This window comes from Sphaerimonospora mesophila (assembly GCF_001417795.1).
GTDB lineage: Bacteria > Actinomycetota > Actinomycetes > Streptosporangiales > Streptosporangiaceae > Sphaerimonospora > Sphaerimonospora mesophila.
Genome location: NZ_BCBX01000084.1, coordinates 1 through 2,184 on the forward strand (window position 1 = coordinate 1; position 2,184 = coordinate 2,184).

The following is a 2,184-nucleotide window of genomic DNA, read 5'->3' on the forward strand; positions in this document are numbered from 1 at the left end:
GATGCCCCAGATCTGCTCTCCGAAGGGCAGGGACATGTTCGTCAGGTCGTCGCTGATGCCGAGGGCGCTGGTGAAGACGACGGGCATGGACACGGCGGGCCGGCCGGTGCGGCGGGCGAGCTCGCGCAGCACCCAGATGGCCGAGACGGCGTTGTGCTCCATCCCGGACCAGACCTGCTCCTGGAAGCGGCGGACCAGGTCGAGCCAGCCGTCCCCCGCCTGGGGCCGGTGCGTGACGAGCAGCAGGGAGGTGAAGTCGCCGAGGATGTGATCGATGTCCGGGTGCACCTCGCGGCGGTCGAAGAGGGTGAGGTTGAGGGTCAGGTCGGGCCGCGCGCTCCAGGCGGAGAGCACCTCGGCGAAGGCTGTGGCCAGGACCGAGGCCGGGGTGAGGCCGTGCTCGCGGGCGCGCGAGCGCAGCGTCCGCCAGGCGTCCGGCGAGATCCGGGTCTCCCTGCGCACGAAGTGCGGCCTGATCACCTGGTCGGGGTCGACGCGCAGCGGCAGCTGGGGGGCGGGCGGCAGGTCCGCCAGCCGCTCCGACCAGTAGGCCTGGTCGGCGGCGACGGCCCGCTCGTCGGGGCCCGCCGTCAGCACGTAGTCGCGGAAGGACACCTCGACCGAGGGCAGCTCGGCCAGCGGGTCCCGGTAGAGGGCCGACAGCTCGGCGAAGACCGTCACGATGCTCAGCGCGTCGAGCACGATGTAGTCGAAGCTGAACCCGATGCGGACGCGGTCGCCGCCGTACCGCACCGCCTCGATCGCGACCAGCGGCCAGCGGGTCGGATCGGGCACGCGGTGGGCGAGCCGCTCGCGGAGCTCGGCGAGGCATTCGTCGCCGTCGGCCGACTCGGTGACCCGGATCCGGGTGGGCGGCACCTCGGGCATGATCCGCTGGTTTCCGTCGGCGTCGAAGTGGGCGCGGAGCATCTCGTGCCGCCGCACGAGCGTGTTCCAGGCCTGCTCCAGCCGGTCGAGGTCGACGCCCGCGCCGTCGAACTCCCAGTACCAGTGCGAGCCGACCGAGCCGAGCGTGAACTCCGCCGAGCGGCCCATCCAGTAGGCGCGCTGCACGTCGGTGGGCGGGAACGGCTCATACCTGTGCTCGGGGTCGGCGACGATCGACCGGACGGCCTCGCCCGGGTCGCCCTGGGTGAGCCCGGCGGCGAAGTCCTTCAGCTTCGGGGTCGCGAACAGCGCGCGCAGGTCGGCACCGTGCAGGCCGGCCGCCCGCATCCGGCCGAGCAGGCGGGTGGCGAGCAGACTGTCGCCGCCGAGTGCGAAGAAGCCGTCGTCGCGGCCGACCACCTCGACGCCGAGCAACTCGGCCCACAGCCCGGCCAGCACCCGTTCGACGGGCGTCGCCGGCGGCTCCGCCCGCCGGGCCGGGTCGCCGGTCTCCGCCTCGGCGAGCCGGCGCAGCGCCGCTCTGTCGATCTTTCCGTTGTGGTTGAGCGGGAACGCCTCCAGCACCAGCACCCGGTCGGGCAGCATGTACGACGGCAGCCGCTCGCTCAGGAACTCCTCGACCCCCGACAGGTCGGCACCCGGCTCGGTGACCACGGCGGCGGCCAGTTTGCGCGTGGCCTGCCCGACCGCGATCACCACGGCGTCGCGCACCCCCGGGTGAGCGGTCAGCGCGGCCTCGATCTCTCCCAGCTCGATGCGATGCCCGCGGATCTTCACCTGGAAGTCGGCCCGGCCCAGGAACTCCAGCGTCCCGTCCGGCCAGTAACGCCCCAGATCACCGGTCCGATACCAGCGCACCCCGCCCGAGGTCACGAACCGCTCGGCCGTCCGCTCCGGATCACCCCGATACCCCAGCGCCACCCCGGCGCCGCCGATCCACAACTCACCCGGCACCCAGTCGGGACGGTCACGCCCACGCCCGTCCACCACCCGGAACATCTGGTTGCGCAGCGGCACGCCGTACGGAATCGACCGCCAGTGCGGCGGCACCTCCCGCACCTCGAAGACGGAGGAGTGGATCGCGGTCTCGGTGGTGCCGCCGAGTGCGATCAGCCGGGCGTCCGGGGCGAGCGCGATGAGGCGGTCGCGCAGGTCGAGCCCCACCCAGTCGCCCCCGAGCAGCGCGAGCCGCAGCCCGCCGAGCGGCGCGGGCGAGGGCGACTGCTCCGCCGCGGTGAGCAGCATGTCCAAGAGTGTCGGCACCGTCTGCCAGAC

1 protein-coding gene is annotated in these 2,184 nt (G+C 73.2%); it reads right to left on the minus strand.

All coding sequences use genetic code 11. The features are described 5' to 3' along the window. Positions 1-2,172: condensation domain-containing protein (locus AP234_RS34135; protein WP_268778106.1), on the minus strand; the 2,172-nt coding region annotated here is incomplete at its 3' end. Positions 2,173-2,184 lie beyond the last annotated feature (12 nt).